This is a genomic window from Pseudoalteromonas ruthenica (assembly GCF_008808095.1).
GTDB lineage: Bacteria > Pseudomonadota > Gammaproteobacteria > Enterobacterales > Alteromonadaceae > Pseudoalteromonas > Pseudoalteromonas ruthenica.
In genome coordinates this window covers 377229-396692 of sequence record NZ_CP023397.1, presented here as the reverse complement: position 1 = coordinate 396692, position 19464 = coordinate 377229, and the positions used below count along the sequence as shown (strand labels likewise).

19 protein-coding genes are annotated in these 19464 nt (G+C 45.0%); 10 read left to right on the top strand and 9 right to left on the bottom strand.

Translation table 11 applies throughout. The features are described from left to right. Nucleotides 1–160: 160 nt before the first annotated feature. From PRUTH_RS16940 to PRUTH_RS16930, 3 genes are all read right to left on the bottom strand, one after another. Nucleotides 161–1891 carry an MFS transporter gene (locus tag PRUTH_RS16940; RefSeq protein ID WP_151173974.1) on the bottom strand — a complete coding sequence of 577 codons (1731 nt, stop codon included), beginning with the start codon at nucleotides 1889–1891 and terminating at the stop codon, nucleotides 161–163. Nucleotides 1892–2068: 177 nt separating this feature from the next. Then, nucleotides 2069–4510, bottom strand: a complete 2442-nt coding sequence (locus PRUTH_RS16935) for an alpha/beta hydrolase family protein (RefSeq protein WP_151173973.1) — start codon at nucleotides 4508–4510, stop codon at nucleotides 2069–2071. A gap of 94 nt (nucleotides 4511–4604) precedes the next feature. Then, nucleotides 4605–5297 carry an SDR family oxidoreductase gene (locus tag PRUTH_RS16930; RefSeq protein ID WP_151173972.1) on the bottom strand — a complete coding sequence of 231 codons (693 nt, stop codon included), beginning with the start codon at nucleotides 5295–5297 and terminating at the stop codon, nucleotides 4605–4607. A gap of 121 nt (nucleotides 5298–5418) precedes the next feature. Between PRUTH_RS16930 and PRUTH_RS16925 the strand changes: the two genes are divergently transcribed. From PRUTH_RS16925 to PRUTH_RS16915, 3 genes are all read left to right on the top strand, one after another. Next, nucleotides 5419–6432, top strand: coding sequence for a LacI family DNA-binding transcriptional regulator (locus PRUTH_RS16925; RefSeq protein ID WP_151174285.1), 1014 nt, complete (start codon nucleotides 5419–5421; stop codon nucleotides 6430–6432). Beyond that, a complete protein-coding gene (locus tag PRUTH_RS16920; protein ID WP_151173971.1) occupies nucleotides 6429–7658 on the top strand; it encodes a glycosyltransferase in 1230 nt (409 codons plus the stop codon). Before PRUTH_RS16925 ends, PRUTH_RS16920 begins: the two co-directional genes overlap by 4 nt. A gap of 94 nt (nucleotides 7659–7752) precedes the next feature. Beyond that, nucleotides 7753–8979, top strand: a complete 1227-nt coding sequence (locus tag PRUTH_RS16915) for a threonine/serine exporter family protein (RefSeq protein WP_022946616.1) — start codon at nucleotides 7753–7755, stop codon at nucleotides 8977–8979. A gap of 132 nt (nucleotides 8980–9111) precedes the next feature. On the opposite strand, the gene PRUTH_RS16910 is transcribed toward PRUTH_RS16915, so the two are convergent. Further along, entirely contained in the window at nucleotides 9112–11889 is a 2778-nt protein-coding gene (locus tag PRUTH_RS16910) for a hypothetical protein (protein WP_151173970.1), read from the bottom strand. A 488-nt stretch (nucleotides 11890–12377) separates the two neighbouring features. Between PRUTH_RS16910 and PRUTH_RS16905 the strand changes: the two genes are divergently transcribed. From PRUTH_RS16905 to PRUTH_RS16890, 4 genes are all read left to right on the top strand, one after another. Next, entirely contained in the window at nucleotides 12378–13406 is a 1029-nt protein-coding gene (locus PRUTH_RS16905; protein ID WP_151173969.1) for a hypothetical protein, read from the top strand. Next, nucleotides 13406–13747 carry a hypothetical protein gene (locus tag PRUTH_RS16900; RefSeq protein WP_045978916.1) on the top strand — a complete coding sequence of 114 codons (342 nt, stop codon included), beginning with the start codon at nucleotides 13406–13408 and terminating at the stop codon, nucleotides 13745–13747. Before PRUTH_RS16905 ends, PRUTH_RS16900 begins: the two co-directional genes overlap by 1 nt. 220 nt (nucleotides 13748–13967) lie before the next feature. Then, on the top strand, nucleotides 13968–14288 hold the full coding sequence (locus tag PRUTH_RS16895) for a hypothetical protein (protein ID WP_045978915.1): 321 nt from the start codon (nucleotides 13968–13970) through the stop codon (nucleotides 14286–14288). A gap of 180 nt (nucleotides 14289–14468) precedes the next feature. Further along, nucleotides 14469–14813, top strand: coding sequence for a hypothetical protein (locus tag PRUTH_RS16890; protein WP_045978914.1), 345 nt, complete (start codon nucleotides 14469–14471; stop codon nucleotides 14811–14813). Nucleotides 14814–14985: 172 nt separating this feature from the next. Here PRUTH_RS16890 and PRUTH_RS16885 read toward each other — a convergent pair whose 3' ends face one another. Then, nucleotides 14986–15507, bottom strand: coding sequence for a hypothetical protein (locus PRUTH_RS16885; protein WP_138542784.1), 522 nt, complete (start codon nucleotides 15505–15507; stop codon nucleotides 14986–14988). A 404-nt stretch (nucleotides 15508–15911) separates the two neighbouring features. After that, nucleotides 15912–16433 carry a hypothetical protein gene (locus PRUTH_RS16880; protein WP_151173968.1) on the bottom strand — a complete coding sequence of 174 codons (522 nt, stop codon included), beginning with the start codon at nucleotides 16431–16433 and terminating at the stop codon, nucleotides 15912–15914. 513 nt (nucleotides 16434–16946) lie between these two features. Here PRUTH_RS16880 and PRUTH_RS16875 point away from each other — a divergent pair. Further along, the gene (locus tag PRUTH_RS16875) at nucleotides 16947–17228 is read left to right on the top strand and encodes a hypothetical protein (RefSeq protein WP_138548441.1); all 282 of its coding nucleotides are present in this window, start codon (nucleotides 16947–16949) and stop codon (nucleotides 17226–17228) included. A 74-nt stretch (nucleotides 17229–17302) separates the two neighbouring features. Here PRUTH_RS16875 and PRUTH_RS16870 read toward each other — a convergent pair whose 3' ends face one another. After that, a complete protein-coding gene (locus PRUTH_RS16870) occupies nucleotides 17303–17698 on the bottom strand; it encodes a VOC family protein (RefSeq protein WP_022946614.1) in 396 nt (131 codons plus the stop codon). Nucleotides 17699–17718: 20 nt separating this feature from the next. Between PRUTH_RS16870 and PRUTH_RS16865 the strand changes: the two genes are divergently transcribed. Then, the gene (locus PRUTH_RS16865; RefSeq protein WP_053909659.1) at nucleotides 17719–17988 is read left to right on the top strand and encodes a ribbon-helix-helix domain-containing protein; all 270 of its coding nucleotides are present in this window, start codon (nucleotides 17719–17721) and stop codon (nucleotides 17986–17988) included. A 108-nt stretch (nucleotides 17989–18096) separates the two neighbouring features. On the opposite strand, the gene PRUTH_RS16860 is transcribed toward PRUTH_RS16865, so the two are convergent. Both PRUTH_RS16860 and PRUTH_RS19370 read right to left on the bottom strand, forming a co-directional pair. Further along, nucleotides 18097–18519 (bottom strand): MlaC/ttg2D family ABC transporter substrate-binding protein, encoded by a 423-nt coding sequence (locus PRUTH_RS16860; protein WP_306669458.1) that lies wholly within the window; start codon nucleotides 18517–18519, stop codon nucleotides 18097–18099. Next, nucleotides 18516–18695, bottom strand: a complete 180-nt coding sequence (locus PRUTH_RS19370; RefSeq protein ID WP_306669457.1) for a hypothetical protein — start codon at nucleotides 18693–18695, stop codon at nucleotides 18516–18518. Before PRUTH_RS19370 ends, PRUTH_RS16860 begins: the two co-directional genes overlap by 4 nt. 234 nt (nucleotides 18696–18929) lie before the next feature. On the opposite strand from PRUTH_RS19370, the gene PRUTH_RS16855 reads away from it, so the two are divergent. After that, on the top strand, nucleotides 18930–19460 hold the full coding sequence (locus PRUTH_RS16855) for an acyloxyacyl hydrolase (protein ID WP_138548439.1): 531 nt from the start codon (nucleotides 18930–18932) through the stop codon (nucleotides 19458–19460). Nucleotides 19461–19464 lie beyond the last annotated feature (4 nt).

Genomic DNA, 19464 nt, shown 5'->3' with positions numbered 1-19464 from the left:
AATTATTAACACTCTTTTCATAGATAAACAATGACTCAGATCACTGCTCCAACCATTGCCTTCGATAACCACTGACCTTTGTAGCCTGTGCAGGTGAGCAGCACAACTTAGGGTATAAAAATAGATTGAACCTTTAAGCTTAGTGATAAGGCTACTTGTGTTATTGCTGCTTTGCCGAGCTATGAAAGCAAATAAGTGCGACTGCCGTGAGCGCAGCTATCCCGGCAAACAGCCCCCACATTAGTTCTGGACGCCCGAGCGCTAAGGTAAGCTGCGAGTAACTCCACCCAGATAAAAACCCGGCAAACAAAAAGCCCAGAGCCATGGAAACAAAATAGTAACCCATGTAGAGCGCCGCTTGCTGCTTTGGGGCAATGCTGGCTACGTATTCTTGGCTTTTTGGTGAAGTGAGCATCTCTGCCAAGGCGATAAGCAAAATAACGCAAACCACAGCCCAACCACTGGCATGCATATCCATCGTTATGAGGTAGCAAAACGCCATAGCCATCACCACTAATCCTGCGCTTAATACATAAAATGTTTTAAAGCGCTGACACAGTGCGCTTACCGCGATTTGCAGCAACACGATGGCGGCAAAATCTAAATTAATAAGGTACTCTGGATTGACTTGCCGATATGCCGAAAGCGCATCGACCATGACCGTAAGTTGCACCGTACTGAGCTGCGCTTGTTGCTGAGCCAACAGTGACAAGCGCTCCACCAGCACCGCCAGCTCTGCGTTGGGAACATTGACTTTGTAATGCACCCACTGCAACCGTAACGCCTCTAAATCGATGTTGCTTGGGCCTTGTTGCAGCTGCAAAAACAATGCATTAACGGCTTGTGCTAAGGCATCTTGATCGACATGGGCAAAAAAGTTCACCGCCGAGTCACCAAATACTGCCAGTAGCGCCAGCACATCGCCGGTATCAACGTAGTCGCGAATATACAAAGGCAAGGTATAAAAAAGCTGGTTATAGACGGTCCAAAATCCCGTCAGAATCAACAAGTACAAGGCAAAACGCGGGTTACTAATACGGATAGGTTGTCGCCACCAAGTCTTGGCGCTCATTGTTGCCACGGGTAGCCTATCCCAGAGCAAATTGGCCCCAACCCACAGAGCAATCAAGAGAAATGCACTGCCATAGCTGAGCCATTGTACACCGGCGCTCATCAGCACGATTACACTCAGGGCAATGAGCAGAGCAAACCGGGCATTGCCCAGGACCTGCTGCGCCTGCTTCAATATCAAACTGAGTGAGGCGTGTTGTTGACGCAAAGCAGGCGGATCACGATAAAACAACAACACCGGAATAAAGTTCAGCACTATCCATGCTGCCGACATAAGAAAAACCGCATCCCAGCTAATCGCTCGCATCGCTCCAGCAACCATAGGGCCTATAAAACCGCCAATATTAACCATGGTATAAAAAACGCCAAAGCCCACGCCCCGGTTATGATCATTGGTGCTGTGGGAAATGGTACCAACCACCACAGGCTTAAAACAGGCCGCCCCCAATGCCACCAACGACAGCGCAGCAAAAAACGGCCAAAAGCTACGCGCCTCCCCTAACAGGTAATACCCTGGCGCCATCAGCATAAATGACACAATAAACATCTTGCGATAGCCCACTCGATCGCCCAAGGCCCCTGTTAACACCGGCAATAAATACAAAAAGAAGGGAATAATGCCTTGAATAGCACCGCGTTGACTATCGCTAAAACCGACCCCTCCATGACTTTGTGGTGTAGTCATATACACCGATGAAACAGCGAAAAAGCCATACCAAGCGAGGCGTTCAAATACCTCCATTAAGTTAGCAATGTAGAATCGAGCACCGAAGCGCCAGTGTTTGGTTGCGGGTTGTTGAGCTTGCAGCGAAGTGGTCATAATGATGTCTTTTTATTATTGTATACAATATACATATCATACTTATAGTGTGCTTCTCAACCACAACCAGCGCCTCTGACCAGCGAAGCAAATATCCAGCGACTAACACACCGTCTTACTGACGCTTACAGGCATAAAAAAACCCGAGATAAACTCGGGCTTTTAGCATGGTTTCAGTTATTCGCTAGGGGTATTGAGCAGATACTTATCTAGCCACTGCTCTTGCTCCCATAAAACATGAAGCAGGCTCTTACGGGCACGGTAGCCGTGGGCCTCGTAAGGCAGCATTACCAAACGAGCATCCTTACCTAGGCCCTTCATCGCCGCATACATACGTTCACTTTGCATGGGGAAGGTACCGCTGTTGGGATCTTCCTTGCCATGGATCATCAACATCGGTTCGTTAATCTTATCGACATGGAAAAATGGCGACATGTTGGCGTACACGTCTTGCCCTTCCCAGAAGTTACGCTCTTCACCTTGGAAGCCGAATGGCGTTAGGGTGCGGTTATAAGCGCCACTGCGGGCAATTCCTGCTTTGAACAAGTCGCTATGGGCAAGCAAGTTAGCCACCATAAAGGCGCCATAAGAGTGCCCGGCGATAGCGATGTTGTCTTTATCGGCGACGCCTTTTTCTACCAGTACATCCACCGCTGCTTGGGCGCTGGCTACTAACTGTTTACGGAAGGTGTCGTTAGGCTCTTTGCCATCCACGCCGACAATGGGCATTTTCGGGTCATCAAACACGGCAATACCTTTAGCGAGATACGGCATTGGGCCCCAATAGCCGATATAGGTGAATTCATAGGGCGACTCCCGCACCTGAGAAGCCACGCCTTTATCTTTATACTCAAGTGGATAGGCCCACATCAGTACCGGAATGCTGCCCTGTGAAGGGTCATAACCTGGAGGTAGATACAGAGTACCCGAGAGCTGAACACCGTCATCGCGCTGATAACGCAGTTGCTCTTTTTGCACCCCTTTAAATGCCGGGTACGGGTGCGGGAACTCGGTCAGCTGAGTTAACGCATTATTGTCTAAATCACGAATAAATAAATTAGGCTGCTCGGTTTTTGACTCACGCACGGTGATAAAACGGCGCCCTTCATCATCAAGCATCCCCACCACGCGCTCATAATAAGGCGCTTCACTTTGCCACAACCGCTGGGTGCTGTTGGTTTTTACATCATAGCGGTCTAGAAACGGAATATTGCCCTTTTCTGAAGCACCATTACCGCGTAAAAACACATAGCGGTCGCCGATGACTTTCATTACTCGAGCGCCGAGGTCGTTGGTGGTGTAAATCGGATTACCGGGGTCTTTGTAGGCGTCGTTATAGCTGCGCTCTGAGAAAAGCACCGGTGAGCTGGATGCATCGTCAGGTTGAATAACCCAAGTACGTAACATGCGATCGCTAAAGCGCCATTCACTGAGGGTTGCCACCGTATCGTTACCCCAAGTAATACCAGCGAAACGACGCTCTACTTTAGTAAACAGCTTAGGTTTACGCTTAAACGGTGCACTCAAGCTATAAACGTAATCATGGTGCGGCACATCGGTTTTCATATCGCCGCCATCTTGAGCCTCAGCCCAGATCACCGTTGCCCCTTTATCAGCACGCCATTCAAAGTCACGAGGGCCGGTGCGCACACTGTCAAAGCCCTGGGGAATATTATCCGCCAGTGGCTGTTGCGCCAGCTGTTTACGCTCATAGCCACTCATGCCCCAGACAGACCAAGTCGCGGCGAAGCGATAATAAGGCACCTGATAAGAAAACGGCTCATTCAATGCGCCAATCAAGAGATTGGTGCTATCGGGTGAAACACTAAAGCGACGAAATAACGCGGGTTTACCTACTTTTGTCGCCTTGCCATCGAGGCTAACGCGATACAGCTGCCCTTGCCCGTAAAACTTGAATAACGCTTCGTCATGAGGGCTGGTGAGCAAGTTTTGATAGGTACGGGCCGGTGCTTTTTCCCCTGTGGTTTGCTGGATCACCGGCACCACGGTACTGGCATCATCTTCAGGGGCTTGTTTATCGGCATTGATAGCATGGTTGATAATCACCCCGCTGGCATCGGGTAGCCACTGATAGGGCTTAGCTGCCACCACTGAGTTCAGGGCTAAATCTGAAAGCTGCTGCAGTGCCTGGTTTTCAATATCATAAAACCACAATGTGGCGCTATCTGGAGTTTCCCACACAAAACTAAGGTAGCGACTATCACTGGACCATTGCGGTGAGCGCATAATACCCTCACCTAAACCGTCGACTTCGATACTCTTGCTGCCATCCACTGCCTTAAAGCTTAACGCCGTGTATTTATTACGTACGCGAGAGCGAGAGAAGTTCTTTGGATTTAGTTTAATACCAGCGAGCTTGAGCTCCGGTTTAGCCAATGCTTGCAAGCTTTCAACTCGACGACGCTCAAGTAAGGCCACATATTGGCCATCAGGAGATAACATCGACCGGGGTGCAAGTTTCGCTTCTACGACTTGCGCCAGCTCTGGCGAGGGCATTTGATAGCCCGATTGTGCCGCAGCCTGTGAAGGGGCTGCATGAATGTTGAGGCTTAGCGTACAAGCTAAGCCCAACACACTGGCAATAAAGCGTTTTTTCATTATTTTTCCTTTATTGTTATGGATTCCTGTTAATGTCTTAAAGGTATTCTAATGCCTAAGTGTTACTGAGCAACTTTTTGGGTCCAATGCCCGGTTACCAAGGTAAATGCTCTGCGCGATAGTTATAAAAACCGCCGCTTTGCGACATCTGCAACGAGTCGATGACTTGTTTTAGGCCACGGGCCGAGTCACTGGCATCAATAAGCGCATGGGGTCCGCCCATTTGTGTACGCACCCAACCCGGATGTAAGGACACCGTTTTAATGCCGTGTTCACGCCAGTCATTACTCAGGCTTTTCACCACTGAGTTCAACGCAGCTTTAGAGCTGCGGTAAATATAGCCACCGCCTTTAGTGTTTTCGGTGTGGCTGCCTACTTTTGATGACAACGCAGCAAACACGCCGCTGTCGGCGCGCGCTAAATGCGGGAAAAAGGCTTGCGCCAGTTTAGCCGGTGCTAACACATTAATGTCCATGACCTGTTGCCAAGCAGCAAAGTCAAGATTAGCTAGGCTGTAGCCTTTAGGGCCATAGATGCCGGCGTTACTGATCAGCACATCAATCGCAAGGTCACGGTAGTGCTCTGCAAGCGCCGCGATTTGCTCATTATCGCCGATATTTAACGCCTCAATGCTGATGTTACTGTGCGCTTGCGCCAGTTGTTGTAAGGCCTGCGCCTGCTCTGGATGGCGGCAGGTTGCGATTATTTGCCACTGCTGCTGACAATACTCTTGTACTAGGGCTAAGCCAATGCCGCGATTGGCACCGGTGATTAAAACCTGGGGCATAAATGTCTCCTTGCGCGTCTGTCATAGGTCTATGCCCAGCGTAACAAAGTCATCATCACAAGGCTGCTATTTAGGTCAATTTAAGCTAGTATGGCCCGTCATATTGCAGCTGTATTACGCCATGATAAAAAAGCACCCCAACGATAAAATCACCATATTTGATGTCGCCGAGCACGCAGGCGTATCAAAATCAACGGTCTCCTTAGTGCTCACCCACAGTGACAAGGTCAGTGATAAAAGTAAGGCAAAAGTCGAGCGCGCCATTGCCGAGTTGGGCTACGTATACAGCCGCGATGCGGCGTCGTTGCGCTCAAGGCGCTCTCGTTTAGTGGCTTTGGTGATTAATGATTTAACCAATCCGTATTCGGCGCAGTTAGCGGTGGGCTTGGAGCAATATATTTATGATTTAGGGCTCGTTCCCATGTTGGTTAACACCGGCGAGAGTTTTGCTCGCCAGCAACAAGTGGTCAACACCCTAAAAGAGTATAATGTCGCCGCATTTGTTATGTGCCCTGCGCCGGCAACGGATAAGCAATGGCAGAATGAGCTGATCCAAAGCGGCTTCCCAGTTATTAATATCATGCGCGAAATTAGCTTAAGCAGCGCGCCATGTATTTTGCCTGACAATCGCAAAGGCACATTTTTAGCCGCCGAACACCTCCTCAGCCAAGCGGTGCAGGAGCTAGCATTTATCGGCGGCAATAGTGATATCTCTGATTATCATGAGCGTCTCGCGGGGTTTGAACAAGCGCTCAGTGAGCACCCAAGCGCTGTACACAGCCACATCATTAACTCTGCGACGACACGCCAAGGCGGGCATCAAGCCTTTCAGAAACTGCGCCGCCAAGCACCCTCGGTGCAAGCGGTGGTGTGCTTTTCCGATGTCATCGCCTACGGCTTTATTGAGGCCATGCGCGAGGTTGGCTTGACCCCAGGGAAAGACATTAAAGTGGTGGGCTTTGATGATTTGGATGATTCGGCGTTGATGACCCCAGCGCTGAGCTCAGTGCGCATTGACGCTGCAGAAATCGGCCGACGCACCACGGCGGTGTTAAAAGAAATCATGGCAGGTAATAAAGCCCCTGTGCGCACCTTGATAGATGTTGAATTACAAGTACGGGAGTCAAGCCTATGACCCAAGTGTTAGTGATTGGCTACGTGTGGCCAGAGCCGAATTCATCGGCGGCGGGCAGCCACATGATGTCGTTATTAAAGTTGTTTCGCAGTCAAGGGTGGCAGGTCGAGTTTGCCTCTCCTGCACAGCGCTCCGAACACATGCAAGATTTGACCGAATATGGTATCACCTGTCGCGATATCGCCCTTAATTGCAGTAGCTTTGATGCCTATATCAGCGAGTTGCAGCCGGATATTGTTATGTTCGACCGGTTTATGATGGAAGAGCAATTTGGCTGGCGCGTGGATAAGTTTGCTCCCGAGGCACTGAAACTGCTCGATACCGAGGACTTGCAATGCCTGCGCGGCGCTCGCCATGAAGCGCACAAAGCGGGCCGTGAGTTTAGTCATAACGACCTACACGGTGATCTAGCCAAAAGAGAAATCGCCGCCATTTTACGCTGCGATTTGAGCTTGATTATCTCCAGCTACGAAATGCAGCTGTTAGAGCAGGTGTTCAAGGTTGATAGCGCCTTAGTGCATCATTTGCCGTTTATGGTTGATACCGCCGCGCTGCATTCGCATTGGCCGAGTTTTGAGCAACGCCAACACTTTATGACCATTGGTAATTTTCGCCACGCGCCAAATTGGGATGCGGTGCTGTATTTACAACAAATTTGGCCTCTTATTCGCAAACAGCTACCTAAGGCTGAGTTACATATCTACGGCTCATACCCACCGCCTAAGGCCACTGCATTACATAATCCGAAAACCGGTTTTATCATCAAGGGCTGGGCCGAAGATGCACATCAGGCCATGGGCTCGGCACGGGTATGTCTTGCGCCGCTGCGCTTTGGTGCGGGCATCAAAGGCAAATTACTCGAAGCCATGATCACCCGTACACCTTCGGTTACCACCGCCATTGGCGCTGAGGGCATGCATGGGGATTTGCCTTGGAATGGCGCCATTTGCAATGACGCGCAGCTGTTTGCCGATGCCGCAGTTAAGCTTTATCAACAACCCAGCGAATTTACTGCTGCACAACGTCATGGCGATGAGTTGCTGCAACGTTTTTATAACGGCGAAGCTCTCGGTAAGCAACTGATCACGGCTCTTGAAGGGATACGCGCCGATTTAGCTGGCCATCGCCGCAATAACTTCACCGGGCAAATGCTCAAACACCACACCATGCGCAGCACCCAATATATGGCGCAGTGGATTGAAGCGAAAAATTCATTTAAACCTTGATAGAAATCAGTAGACAGTTAACCTTAGATCAATAAAATGCGCGAGCGCCTGCAATGCAAGGTGCTGTTTTATTTTAAAGATTTGAGGTCACTGCGTGGAAGACGCCCAATTTAAAGAAAAGCGTAAATTTATCGTTAAGCTCGGTAAAATGCTGCATAAGTATGGCACCCCAGCCTACCGCCTAGAAGCGCATTTGATGGAGGTGGCGACCTACTTGGAACTCAAATCCTCGTTTGTAATGTCGCCCACCTCGGTGACCTTTGTGATTTGGACAGAAGGCCATGAGAATGAATACACTCATGTTGCTCGCGTCGACCCCGGCGATCACGACCTTGGCTCCCTCGCCAATACCGATGAAGTGGTAAACTTGCTGCTTAATGGCGAGCTCAGCATTAGTGAGGCTGATCAGCGCCTTGACGACATAGCCGTGATGCCCGCGCCTTATAATAAACTTACCACCGCAGGTGCCTTTGCCATGACCGGCGGTGCCTTTGCTATGCTGATGGGCACGAGCTGGAACGATGTGCTGTGGTCAGCATTGCTGACCTTGGTGGTGTATCTATTTGTGTTATGGTCCGGGCGCTCAAAGCGCGTGGCACACATGCTAGAGCCCTTAGTGGCGGTAGTCTCGGCGCTTATCGCCTGCGCCGTCAGTGTCTACCTCGACCCTTACATCAATATCCGCTTGGTGGTGCTCTCCAGCATTATTGTGTTTATTCCCGGTCTCGCCCTGGCGCTCGGGCTCGCCGAGCTGGCGGCACGGCATCTGGTATCGGGCACGGCACGGGTTATGGACTCTTTCATGTTGCTGTTTAAGCTGTATTTTGGTGCTTTTATCGGCATTGGCCTGGGCTTTGCGCTGTTTGGTCAGGCTGACTTTGTGGCCCCGCAACCGCTGCCGAAATGGACCGCCTGGCTCGCAATTTTACTGTTATGCTTATCTTTGGTAGTTATTTTTCGCACCAAAACCAAACATGCACTGTGGTCTATCGCCTCGGGGTTTATTGCCTATGGTGCCAGCATTGGCTCCGCCGCCTACTTAGATTACACCCTCGGCACCTTTGTCGGTGCCCTAGCCGTAGGCATTTTTAGTAATCTATTTAATCGCATTGCCAACGCCCCCGCTTCCATTGTGGCTATGCAAGGGCTAATCGTACTGGTGCCGGGTTCAAAAACCTATATTGGCTTGAACTCCCTAATTGAAGGACAGGACTTCGTGTATGCCGATCACATCGGCCAACAAACCTTTTTGATTTTTATGTCGCTGGTCGCCGGGCTTATCTTCGCCAATGTAGTCCTGCCACCGAAAAAGAGTCTGTAACAACTCAGAGTATAACGAAGAGGTGGTGTGCTGTCAGGCTCACCACACTTTATGGGTTGGGCGCTCGCCCTTAGAGGATTTAGTTTTATGAGAAAGCGTCTACACCGAGACGCTTTCTCTGATGGTAAGCAATTATCGCAACGTATGAATTGAACTGTTTACGACGTAATTGTCATTTAACATTTGAGTTCCCTCTAATGTGCCATCTGAAATCCATAATTTATGGTTTGCTTCAAATAGTAGCTTATTGTCTACAACCGCAGTATTGGCATTACTTGTAACAATGAAGTTGCTATCAGGTATTACCGATTCATCAATAAGCAACTGCAAAGAATCATTCTCCAGAAGCCATATACCTGATTCACCAAGGACGTAGATATTTTCATCATTAGCGACCATACCAAGGAGCAGGCCTTGTTCTGATATCCGCGTTAGCGTCTCATCTTGAGAGCTAAAGGTATACAAGCCTGCGGAGTCACTGCCTCCTGAAACTAACATATAAACCTGAGAGTCAACTTCATAAAAGAGCAGATCGTCAGCATTAAAACTACCATCTAAACTGAAAAGTACCTCAGTTGAGTTAGATTCTTCTTTATAAACCAGCACCTCACTAACACTTTCGGATGGGTTCAAGAAGTATGCACTGCCATCACCACTCAAAAGGAATCGAACCTCTCCGAAAGCTAAGTTTTCTTCACTATAAATACTCTCCATTGAACCATCAGTGCCAATACGATACAAATGCTGCTCTCCTCCTGCCGCTTCGTTGCCTATGTCTATCAAAAGCTTCTTGCGGACATAAAAGAAATCATTTGTTGTACCTATAATATCATTGATACTGCGCTGAAACTCTTCGCCTGATGTTACTTGGGGGACCTGACCTGATACAAACTCACTCAAAGGTTTAGAGTCATCGTATAAATTAAAATCACCGCCTCGACTATCTAACTTAAGGAAGGTATCACTGATTGCGGCTATGCTTGACGTTATAAATGTCGCATCACCAACTAACTCAGTCTCTACACCATCAGTACGGTAGTATTGAAACTCTTTAGCTCCCATCGACGTATCCACCCAAGACTCAAAATACCCATACTTTTGTGTCTTAGTGATTTCGTTGGTGAAACTTATGGATTTTCTTTGAAAGGTACTTTGTTCATCTCCGTTAACATTAAATTTATAAACGTCTCCATTAGCATTCATATCGATCGCGTAAACACTTTCATTGTCCAAGGCAATCATGGTGTGGTCGCCAAGTAGAGCTGTAGATTGATAGTCGAAGCTTTGTGTTCCTGTAGTACTTGAGGGGGCAAAAGAATCGGCGGTAAGTTGGCTAATATCCAAGCCATTAGCAGCCCAAAGTTCAGTGCCTTCAGTATCAGTGTAACCATTGTAAAAGAGTGTATTGTCTTGGACAAAAACATCTTTTATTGTCTGTTGCACAGCAACTTGGTCCGCATGCTCACCAGATTCACTGATAAAATAAAGGTCACTGTCATGGCGAATATAAAAAGTATTGATCGTTTGGAAGATCTCAAGATCCCCTGATGCGGCTTCCTTCAGGGTAAAGGTGTTTTCTGCCACTCCCCCAGAGCGCCATAAATATTCACCATTATCTACAGGCTGAATAACGACTGCATAATCATCGTGACATTTAACACTATCTTCTTTCACCTGAGTTAAAAGGCGTTCGTTGGCACCCGTTTCTCTATCGTAAGAATAGAAGTCATGGTTAGGGAACTGTTCCACTGAGTAAAAGTCGACCTTATCTGTTCTGCATAAAAACGAGCCTTGGTCAACGTAATAGTCTTCATTCTCCCTGTTGAATAAAACATCATATTGTTCTTCGGAAATTTCGAATGTTCCACTTTCAGTTCCATCTGTACGCCAGTACTGATTCGAACTCCTGAAATAAAGTAGTCCTTCTTTTTCCCCTAAAAACTCGTGAGTTCTAAAATTCTGGGCAGGTCTATCACTCTCTAGCAAAGACTCGACCGTGTAGCGAGTTGCTATGTATGACCCCATATTGATGTTTGCTATTTTTAAGAGCAACTTGCCATATCTAACAACCTCAAAAGTGTCATTGGTCCCTGTGCCATAGTCTTTTTGGACCTCATTTTTAGGATAAGATCTAACTTTGGTTAACTTGCCTTCCTTGTTTCTATCTATCTCCCATAAATAACGCTCTTTACTTGCATTTTCGGTAATAACATAGAGGCGGTTTTCTAATTCAAACTGCTCAATACACTGACTATCCTCTTTGGTAAGTGCAGAGAGTGTACCTAAATGTGACGTATTCTCTGTTACGTAGTTGTAGACATAAAGTGTATCAGAGTAGTTTGCACCAACATCTCCACGACAAAAAAACAACTCGTCTGAAGTTTTTACCAAAGACTTGATTTTTTCACCCTCTAAAGCATCAGCCTCTTGAGTATTTACATCCACAACTAAGGAAGCATTATTCATAGCTAAGTTGGAAATACGCGGCTCATTTCCATAATTAACATCCCAGCCCATAAACGCTATTTGTGATGCAGTCTTTGCTTTAAAGCTGACAACGCTTTCTCCTACAGTAACTGTAGCTTCGACCAATGTGGTCCTTGAGGTTGGGGTTTTCACTCTGACTTGTAGCGTTTCTCCTGCAGCAATGGTGCCATTTGCTGTGGTATATTCGCCTCCATCAATACTATATTCACCATTTTCAATTGAGACTGATACACTCTCATCAATACCTTTAATTGAAACAGGTTCTGATTCAACCCACTCATTTAGAGGTGCGCCATCGACCGTTGGAAATGTAAGACCGTCAGGGGTCTTATCTAAAGGCTTTTCGTCATTGTCTGATGAGCTGCCACAAGCGGCAAGTGCGAGAGTAATGGCCGAGATTAATAAACTGTGTTTTAGTTTCATTTAAACACTCCATGTTTTGTTTTGATATTGGTACAAGCTTGCCTTATTTATAAATCAAATCCAAGTCAAAGCTATTTAACTTTTGGTGTTAGCCGGCTAGCAAAGCGCTATTGTAAGGAAATATAATAACTGTCTTCATGGTTCATAACTGGGAACTCACAGAAATAACCTTATTGTTGACGCGTCTATAAATTTGATTCTCATTGTTTTTATGAAGCTTTCGGTACTTATGGTGGTTATATTTCGGATATGGCCCACATCTCATGTTATTAAAGGCATGGAGTCTGGTGGTGCCTATTTATGAAGTAACAAATTACGAATCAGCTCAGCAGGTCACTCTTTTTAATAGTGCATCGTTATTGGAGACCTTTCTCTAATTGCGAGAAAGTTATAGTGCTTGCACACTAATAGGCTCAGGTACTATAATTACTCTCTTAAAGAGGTAGCACCTCATAAAAACGGACTTGATAGAATGGGAAGGATTTACCATGGCTCTAGAAATTGTGATCTGCTTCGACCCTGTGACTAAAGAAGTAGTGAAGTGTAAAGAAGGAAAGGGTAATAAAGCGTTTGAAAGTGATAACTCGCATCTCAAATCTACTGAAATAATAACCTCAGGCACTCCTTATATAGTTCGCTCTGATTACTCAGGTCCTCTTCCTCCTCCAAGCGGACAACAACAGGCTATTTTCCGAGAACTGTCGATGCTACCGGCCCAATCCCGCCGTAACATTGCTGCTATGCTCCGCGACTATAACAGCGATCTGCTTACAGCTCTGTCAGATTTCCAATCAGAAATATTAGTGCCTTATATGAAACAAAATAGCCATGGAATTTTAGGTTCCGGGGCAACTTCAGTCGAAGCAAGAAGCAGCAACTTTGTGAAGCTGGCAAACAAGTACTCCGAATCATTAAAAGAAATACGCAGGGCTCATAAGTCCGGGGTACCGAAGTATCATGTTGTTGCGCTAGAACAAAAAGCTTTCTCTATTTATAAGGAGCTACAGACAACGTTCAGAGCTGAATTACAGCGTTTTATGAATATAAATAAAGCAAGCAAGCGTGGCACTATTTGGTCAAACCCCAACCGGGGAATCAACATTGCGAAAAGCACTAGGCACTCAGCAAACCTCAATATTAAGACCACAAAAGAGTTCCAAAAAATTAAAAGGCTGGAGCAGTCTGCTAAATGGCTAGGCAATACGATGATATTGCTAGATGGGGGGTTGAGAGCTAACAAGGTCTATGAAGACTATGAAAATGGTAAGGACTGGCATAGAACTCTAGCCACCGAAATGACCGCTTTTGGTGTTTCCACTGCGTTCGGAATTGGTATAGCCACTGTGGTTACAAATACTTTATCTGCAACTTTAATGTTGACGCCGTATGGGTGGGTTATTGCTCTTGGCATCGGATTGTACTTAGGTTTTCAAGCTTCAGTGCTTGGCAACAAATATGGGAAAAAACTAAGCGAGCATGTATACGATAGAAAAATGCCATCTGGAGTCAACTTCTAATGACCATAGAGGGTATTATAAACTTGATGCTCATCATCTTTATGCCACTATTTTTGCTAATGATGGTTGTATTTCAGCGCGTCTCGGCGGCTCATATTAGCAAAGGCATGGAGTCTGAAGGGGTGCCGCCACCGAGCTGGGATAAAGGGCTGGGTGCTAGTGCTCCCTGCTATGCCATGGCCATTTTCTTCAGGCGCTGGCGTGGCCCAACGTTTATGTTTGATGGCCGACTTGTTCCCAAATACGCCAGAACTATTGACAAAGTACTAGCCGCTATCTATTTATTTTCTGTCATTGGTGTTAGTGCCACTCTAATCTTAGCAGCTTATTTTGACCACTAGTAACTAGCCGTACTCAATATGGCTGGCTTTTTAAGAATGATTTTTTTTGTTACCCTTGAGACCGATAAATTTTCTTTTCGCCCTTATGCTGTACAGTTCCTGTTAGCAGGATATGTGAGCTGATAATCCAATTCAACCTTATCTTTTTCGAATAAGGATACAATACACATCAAAGTGTATATTAACTTAGAACTTTGGAAACCTGATTAAAGCATCACTAATGAGTATTGAAGGTTTTGTACATTTAATGTTTATAGTTTTTATGCCGCTGTTTTTATTGATGACGGCACTATTCCATCGGGTCTCTGCCGCTTATATTAGCAAAGGTATGGAGTCTGAAGGGGTGCTGCCACCGAGCTGGGATATATGTTATGGCTATTTTTTCAAGCGCTGGCGTGGCCCAACATTTATGTTTGATGGTCGACTCGTTCCCAAATATGCTAGAACTGTAGATAAAGTGCTGGCATGTATCTATCTTTTTTCCACGTTGGGTTTTGGCATCGCGTTGATATTGGCTGCCTATTTCGACGTTTATCAGTAGCTTGCTGTCGATATGAGCAGAAAAATGCTTTTTATAAACGCAGCAATTGATTGTTAAAAATTACTCATCCATTCCCAGTTGAAATATTCGTATATAACAAACAAGTTTTTTCTGTGCGCTTACCAATAAAGTTCAAGGGAGTGCGATTATCATCTAAGCACGCTTTAACATCGGTGATTTATGAAAATTGAAGCTTTAATAAACTTATTGTTTATAATTTTTGTGCCGCTGTCCATGCTTATGACGGTTATATTTCAGCGTGTTTCTGTTGCTTACATAAATAAATGCATGAAATCTGATGGCGTCTACCCTCCCAGTTGGGATAAAGGGCTGGGGGGAAGCGGGCCATTTTATGTGTGCGCTATTTTTTTCAAACGAGGGCGAATTCCCACACCACTTTTCGATGGTCATCTAGTACCAAAATATGCCAGAATAATAGATAAAATACTGGCTGGCGTCTATTTATTCTCTGCTATCGGCTTTGGTATCACTGTAGTGTTGATCGCCTACTTCGACCCATACTAGTTATAGATACCTATGGCGACCATTACAAAGGGCTATAGAATTGCCGACACAGGTTTAGGGGCCTTGAAAATCGAACTAATCCAAATAAAACTCTTTTTGCTCACCACTTCGTGACGCAGGATAATTATCTATTGCTGTTTATATCAGCAATGTGAAATTGCGCTTCCAAGAATTACCATTCATCTGTATTCAGGGTCTCTAAAAGAGAATTGAAATCAAAAACGGTGGTACCTATTTGCTTTTCTAATTCATCTCGAAAAGGTTTGCTTTGACTTTCATAGTGAGCCCTCACTTTTAAGAAGTTTGTAGATTCATATAAAAGCTCAGCGCTTGCTTTAGAATAATCTGAAACAGCCAGCCCTAATTCGTTGCGCGTATAAGCTAATTGGCCAATAGCATACGCAAGCGACTCTCGAAGGCCACCTTCACAATGGTTCTTATTTCGTATGTTTAAGTAGTAGAGTGCTTTTAAAAGATCTTCTCTCTTGACCTTTAACTTTTTAAAGACGTTAGTTTCAAGCACCACAGGTGATGATTGAGCTTGCTGTTTGCACTTTGTAATCTTGGCAGATAAAAGTACAATTTTCGCTTTCACATCTTCGTCTAGCACTCGCAGTATTGCGTTATTATTGGCAAAGCTTTTCGTTGTCGCCACTAATAAAAAAACGAGTAAAAGGGAGTAAATTTCACTCACCCTCATCTAAAACTCCTAATAAAATATGAGTGACTCAGGGTTATTGTTCACTTTTTAGTGCCCCCTAAAATTCAGAATTTTCTCACTAAATCTTCTTAGTAACTACGCCATCATTGACTTAGTATAAAGATTTTCATTTGCCTTACTGACCTGATATGCCGCCAGAAAACATTCTCAGTCAATATACCTTAGAACATACCGACTGTTGAAGAAGCTGACAATAGGCTTGCAGATTATACCCTTAGTGATAACTGACTTTTATTCACGCAATAAATTTTAACTCTTTGAATCGACAATCAAATTTCAACAACTCTGACCCCTTGATGATCCGACCCCTTGATGATCACACAGGATAATTTCCCATTGCTGTTTATATCAGCAATGTGAAATTACGCTTCCAATAATTACCATTCATCTGTATTCAGGGTCTCTAAAAGAGAATTGAAATCAAAAACGGTGGTACCTATTTGCTTTTCTAATTCATCTCGAAAAGGTTTGCTTTGACTTTCATAGTGAGCCCTAACTTTTAAGAAGTTTGTAGATTCATATAAAAGCTCAGCGCTTGCTTTAGAATAATCTGAAACAGCCAGCCCTAGTTCGTTGCGCGTATAAGCTAATTGGCCAATTGCATACGCAAGCGACTCTCGAAGGCCATCTTCACAAAGGTTTTTATTTCGTATGTTTAAGTAGTAGAGTGCTTTTAAAAGATCTTCTCTGTTGACCTTAAACTTTTTAAATACGTTTGTTTCAAGTACCAAAGATGATGATTGAGCTTGCTGTTTGCACTTTGTAATCTTGGCAGATAAAAGTACAATTTTCGCTTTCACATCTTCGTCTAGCAATTTCAGTATTGCGTTATTATTGGCAAAGCTTTTCGTTGTCGCCACTAATAAAAAAACGAGTAAAAGGGAGTAAATTTCACTCACCCTCATCTAAAACTCCTAATAAAATATGAGTGAATCAGGGTTATTGTGCACTTTTTAGTGCCCCCCTAAAGTTCAGGATTTTCTCACTAAATCTTCTTATTAACTGCGCCATCAATGACTTAGTATACAGTTTTCCATCTACCTTACTGACTTGATATGCCGCCAGGAAATATTCTCAGTCAATATACCTTAGAGCATACCGACCGTTGAAGAAGCTGACAATAGGCTTGCAGATTATACCCTTAGTGATAACTGACTTTTATTCACGCAATAAATTTTGACTCTTTGAATCGATAATTACTTATCAATGACTCACTCTCTGTAAAATTATATTTAAAGTAGGTCTATCGTGATGGATATAAAAAATACGAAATGCAGGTTATGGAGAAAGTTACCGCATTTCTAGTCAGGCTAACTTTTCGATATTGGGTTTATTTATTTAGCAGAATTAAAGAAAGCTGCTAACTTAACAATACTCAATTAGTATCAGATAGATTTTAGGTTGGCTTGTTAATGAAACGCTTTACACTTATAACGATAGGATTCCTAGCGCTTTTAGGATGTGCCAAGAATTCAGGTGTAATCCCTTATGGTGAAAATACATTTATGGTCTCTAGGCAAGCAGCCACTGGTTTTTCGGGAATGGGCAACTTGAAATCAGAAGCTCTTGAGGAAGCCAGCGCACATTGCGCGAATTCGGGTAAGCAAGTGAAGGTTTTGAAAGAGATAGATGCTGAACCACCCTATATTCTCGGTAATTATCCGCGAACAGAAATCCACTTTCAATGTATTTAGCTTTTGCTCACACAGTTGATGGCAACTATGTTGCCGCCAAAGTTTAACGAGCCAAGTCTGTGCTTGGCTCGTTCCTACCTGTACACCTCTGAGCGTTCGATCACTTCAATATCATAGCCGTCAGGGTCTTTGATAAAGAAAAACTTAGCGACTAAGTCATCACCATTATAAAAGGACTTAATTTCTTTGGGTTGATAGCCTGCGGCGATGGCTTTGCCGTGCAGCGACTCGAGATGCTCTTCGGCAAAAGCGAGGTGGCCATAGCCGTTACCCAAGTCATAATCGCTATCACTGTGATGATTCCAGGTCAGCTCTAATTCAAAGCTGCTGTGTTCATTAGCTAAATAAATAAGTGAGAAATCAGCAAAATCGACCCTTCTTTTCACCTGCAATGCGAATACATCGTGGTAAAATTGAATCGAACGTTGCGCGTCTTTCACGCGGATCATGGAATGAATCATTTTGGCCATTATTTACCCCTGAGAAATCTATGTGTGAACTCTATGCATCAACTCCCCCCGAGCGCTACAGTGTTAAAAAGCGCTCTATTCGTATTCAAGGTGTGGTTACCAGCCTCGCTTTAGAAAATGAAATTTGGCATACCTTGGAACGCATTGCTGCCCAAGAGCAGCTGCCCTTAGCGGAATTTATTTCCACCTTGTATCAGGAGGTGATTGAGCGTCATGGCAGCATAACCAACCTTGCCTCAATGCTAAGAGTCACGTGTTTAACGTACTTAGACCAGTGTAAACAAAGCTGAGTCGCTAAGGGTAGTAAAGGAATACTACATTAATAATAAAAAGCGGGTGAGCGCCTTATCGGGAGCCTCATGGGTAAAAGGCTACTCGCTCACCCCAAAGGGAAGGGATTAACTTTTCGCTGAGAGCTCTTGATTGACCTGGTCAATACCCACTTCGCTAATACGTGCAATGATCTCTTTTTGCTTCGCGTTGAGTAAAGAGATGCCCTCAGCTACGAGGTCGTACACACGCCAGGTGCCAGATTTATCGCGGCGCAGCTTAAACACAATATCTATGGTTGGCTTACCGGGCTCAACAATTTCGGTTTTTACCGAGGCATAGCCATTGTCACCGTGGCCGTTAGGTTTAATAAAACGCACTTCTTGGCCTTTATAACTCATCAATGCATCGGCATACGTCACCGTTAAGTAAGACTCCACCGCATCGATAAACGCCAGCGCCTGCCCCTTATTAATCTCGCGCACGTGTTTACCCAATAACTTAAACGACACAAACTTAGTATCAATGTGCGGTATTAACCGTGTTTTCACGACTTCTTTAAGTTTGGCTTTTTGTCATCACCTTGAGCATCGACTGCGGCGATATCGACAAAGAGCTTATCGCCCACTTGCTTGAGCAGAGAAAATGGCGTATTGGTTTGCGCAGCATGAGCTGAGCCAAACGCAACAGCAAAAAAGAGTAATAAAAAATAACGATATGCTTTCATAGTGCATTCCAATGAGCTGTGAATGGTGAAATTCTAGCGCAGCGGCCTTCGCAAAGTAAGAAACAATAATGCACAGCATTGGTTCCAAAAATGCACATATCAATAACACCAGTAAAATCAGATAATTAAGGTTTTTGTGCCATAAAGGCACAGTTGTTGTGCACGGGTGCGCATTGAAACTAAAGGGGTGGATATAGATATTACCGCTACTTTTTAGCAGCTAAACACAGACGTATGAAAGCAGTAATCATCCCATTAACCTTAGCGCTAAGTTCGCTCGTTATCACGCCTGCTCAGGCAGGGCCTCGCCATGGTGTTGCCAGTCACTACATTCAAGGTGAGGGTGATGTTAAAGGCATAAAATTGGCCTATCAGTACTACGTCAACGACTATTTACCCGAGCAATTCTCCCAGTTTGATGTGTACTTCGAGAGCAGCATCAATTTTTGGCGTTACGGCAAGGACAATCAACACGATCAAAATGTGGTGGTGGCACTATCACCGGTGTTTCAATACCCGATGACCACATTCAAAGGACGACCCTTGGTGCTGGAGTTTGGTATTGGTGTATCACTACTTGACGACACCCAATTTGCTGGCAAAAACGTAAGCACTCACTACCAATTTGAAGACAGAGTTGGGGTGGTTTATAAAATGGAAAATGCCGATATTGGTGTGCGCTATATGCATTATTCGAATGCGGGGTTTAAAAGCCCGAATCCTGGCCTGGATTTTATCTCTTTTTCTTACACTCATTTCTTCTAACAGC

What these genes read in the sequence shown, in the direction of transcription:
- PRUTH_RS16940 (WP_151173974.1), bottom strand. Translation starts at nt 1,891, where the DNA reads ATGACCACTTCGCTGCAAGCTCAACAACCCGCAACCAAACACTGGCGC.
- PRUTH_RS16935 (WP_151173973.1), bottom strand. Translation starts at nt 4,510, where the DNA reads ATGAAAAAACGCTTTATTGCCAGTGTGTTGGGCTTAGCTTGTACGCTA.
- PRUTH_RS16930 (WP_151173972.1), bottom strand. Translation starts at nt 5,297, where the DNA reads ATGCCCCAGGTTTTAATCACCGGTGCCAATCGCGGCATTGGCTTAGCC.
- PRUTH_RS16925 (WP_151174285.1), top strand. Translation starts at nt 5,419, where the DNA reads ATGATAAAAAAGCACCCCAACGATAAAATCACCATATTTGATGTCGCC.
- PRUTH_RS16920 (WP_151173971.1), top strand. Translation starts at nt 6,429, where the DNA reads ATGACCCAAGTGTTAGTGATTGGCTACGTGTGGCCAGAGCCGAATTCA.
- PRUTH_RS16910 (WP_151173970.1), bottom strand. Translation starts at nt 11,889, where the DNA reads ATGAAACTAAAACACAGTTTATTAATCTCGGCCATTACTCTCGCACTT.
- PRUTH_RS16905 (WP_151173969.1), top strand. Translation starts at nt 12,378, where the DNA reads ATGGCTCTAGAAATTGTGATCTGCTTCGACCCTGTGACTAAAGAAGTA.
- PRUTH_RS16900 (WP_045978916.1), top strand. Translation starts at nt 13,406, where the DNA reads ATGACCATAGAGGGTATTATAAACTTGATGCTCATCATCTTTATGCCA.
- PRUTH_RS16895 (WP_045978915.1), top strand. Translation starts at nt 13,968, where the DNA reads ATGAGTATTGAAGGTTTTGTACATTTAATGTTTATAGTTTTTATGCCG.
- PRUTH_RS16890 (WP_045978914.1), top strand. Translation starts at nt 14,469, where the DNA reads ATGAAAATTGAAGCTTTAATAAACTTATTGTTTATAATTTTTGTGCCG.
- PRUTH_RS16875 (WP_138548441.1), top strand. Translation starts at nt 16,947, where the DNA reads ATGAAACGCTTTACACTTATAACGATAGGATTCCTAGCGCTTTTAGGA.
- PRUTH_RS16870 (WP_022946614.1), bottom strand. Translation starts at nt 17,698, where the DNA reads ATGGCCAAAATGATTCATTCCATGATCCGCGTGAAAGACGCGCAACGT.
- PRUTH_RS16865 (WP_053909659.1), top strand. Translation starts at nt 17,719, where the DNA reads ATGTGTGAACTCTATGCATCAACTCCCCCCGAGCGCTACAGTGTTAAA.
- PRUTH_RS19370 (WP_306669457.1), bottom strand. Translation starts at nt 18,695, where the DNA reads ATGAAAGCATATCGTTATTTTTTATTACTCTTTTTTGCTGTTGCGTTT.
- PRUTH_RS16855 (WP_138548439.1), top strand. Translation starts at nt 18,930, where the DNA reads ATGAAAGCAGTAATCATCCCATTAACCTTAGCGCTAAGTTCGCTCGTT.